Below are 1,820 nucleotides of genomic sequence, written 5' to 3' on the forward strand. Positions count from 1 at the left end.
ATCGCGGAACTCTTTCGGATACGGCTTGGGCACTGCGACATCCTTCCAGGCCGCCTCTCAGCAAGCCAGGTCAGGTGTCACCTTTCCGTGCAGCAGTCCCTACCGTCGGCTGCTGGACGCTGCGACCCACTCCTTTCACTACGTCTACCAGTTTGGCCACCTGCAGCGCGAAGCCTGGCGTGCCGCACACAAGCTGCTGCTGGGGCAGATCCCTCAGTCATGGCAGATCAGCAGCGAGCTGATCAGCGCGCTGCACGGGGTACGGCTGTGCGGCAGCGTCCAGGTCATCGCCGCGGCAGAGACTCTCGTTGCCGCGACCAGCGACATGGATCTGAATGAGAAGAGCGCGGACCGTTCCCAGCAGCAGGCCCAAGCGGTAGTCACCGCGCAGGGGGTCTTCCTGGATGCCTGCCGCGAAGACCTCGCCTATACCGTCCGCTGGTGGCAGCTGAAGCGCCGCTTCCGGGAGTGGCGCTTCACAAGAGCGGGGCAGGCCGGACACTGACAGGACGTGACGGGCCAAAAAGGCTGGCGGCACCGCAAGCAGTGCACCGGCGCCACCAGGAGTACCTGTGGGCCACTGATGGACGATCTTGCAGACCGGCTGAGGACCGGAGCCGGGCGCCCGCAGGTCTCAGAGCCAGGGCAGGAATTGGCTTTGTGCGGGGCGGAACCCTCCACAGATGAGTGATGATGTTGCGGTGAGTCTGGACTTGAGTGACTACGAACTCCTTTGGCCCGCAGCGCTGTTCGTGAGCGAGGGTGAGCGGGTTCTCCGCGCTACGGGCCCTTCTTGGGAAGAGCGCGCGAAGTGGCTCCTGACCGAGGCCCTTGCCGGCACCACGGCCGTTACCGACTTCGAGGAGGTACCCCGCCACAGGGATCTGGCGGACGATCCTTGGGCGACCACGGCCAGTCGCTGGGGATCAGCCCAGCAGCAGACTGGCAGGGATCAGTGCGACTGGCTCGAGGAGCTCATCAGGCGGGCATCTGAGCTCCGGTACGCGGCAGTGCCACGGCCGTACTGGCCGCAGCGTTATGGCAGTGATCTTTCCCAGGGCGGCCGCGCTGCAGCTGCCCGGCAGGACTTTGCCCGGCTCATCGGCGAGTTCGCCGACAACGGCTACCTGGCCGAGGTGTTCGGCGAGCGTTGTGTTGACGGCTATGACGACCTGCCCGACGCTTCGAAGGTGATCGAGAGGCGCCTGGGCATTGCAGACCTGTGGCCGCTGGCCCCGGAGACATGGGACGAGAACACCTTCTACGGTCTCATCGAGGTACTCCACGACCTGGTCAGCCGACCCCGCACGCGCCACTATCACAGCTTCAGCAACTGTGGCTGGCACCACTCGGAGTTCCATAACGGATCGGCCCGCGTCCTGTACCGGTGGAAAGTCAACCAGTTGCTGCGCGAGGCAGGCATCGAGTACGAGCTCGCTGCCGAAGGCGAGGACCTCGGGCGCCTGGTCGCCATCACCGACGATGCCCGAAGCCAGTTGGTGCACCGCGCTCTCAACGACAGCCCACCCGACATCGCCGCAGAGGTCCGCCACGCCATCGCACTCTTCCGAGGACGAGACACCCCGGTCGAAGTCAAACGGTCGGCGGTCTTCAACCTCGGGCGCATCCTCGAGGACCGTCGAGACCTGCTCAAAACGCACCTTCTGAAGAAGGACGAAGGCGCCCTGTTCCAGATCGCCAACCAATTCGACCTGCGTCACCGTAGGGACTGTAAAACGATCGGTGTAACTCCCGATCATGGAAGATGCATCGATGACCAGCGACAACGTGACCGAGGCCGAGACCGTCGAGCCGTCTGA

Annotated in this window: 1 protein-coding gene and 1 pseudogene; both read left to right on the forward strand. The window is 64.5% G+C overall.

Features of this window, described 5'->3' with window-relative positions; translation table 11 throughout:
- A pseudogene (locus tag ABZ371_RS32270) lies at nucleotides 1-505 on the forward strand (hypothetical protein); the annotation flags it as partial.
- A 178-nt stretch (nucleotides 506-683) separates the two neighbouring features.
- Nucleotides 684-1,820, forward strand: a complete 1,137-nt coding sequence (locus ABZ371_RS32275; protein WP_358686430.1) for a hypothetical protein — start codon at nucleotides 684-686, stop codon at nucleotides 1,818-1,820.

Source organism: Streptomyces sp. NPDC005899 (genome assembly GCF_040629645.1).
GTDB lineage: Bacteria > Actinomycetota > Actinomycetes > Streptomycetales > Streptomycetaceae > Streptomyces.

What these genes read in the sequence shown, in the direction of transcription:
- ABZ371_RS32275 (WP_358686430.1), top strand. Translation starts at nt 684, where the DNA reads ATGAGTGATGATGTTGCGGTGAGTCTGGACTTGAGTGACTACGAACTC.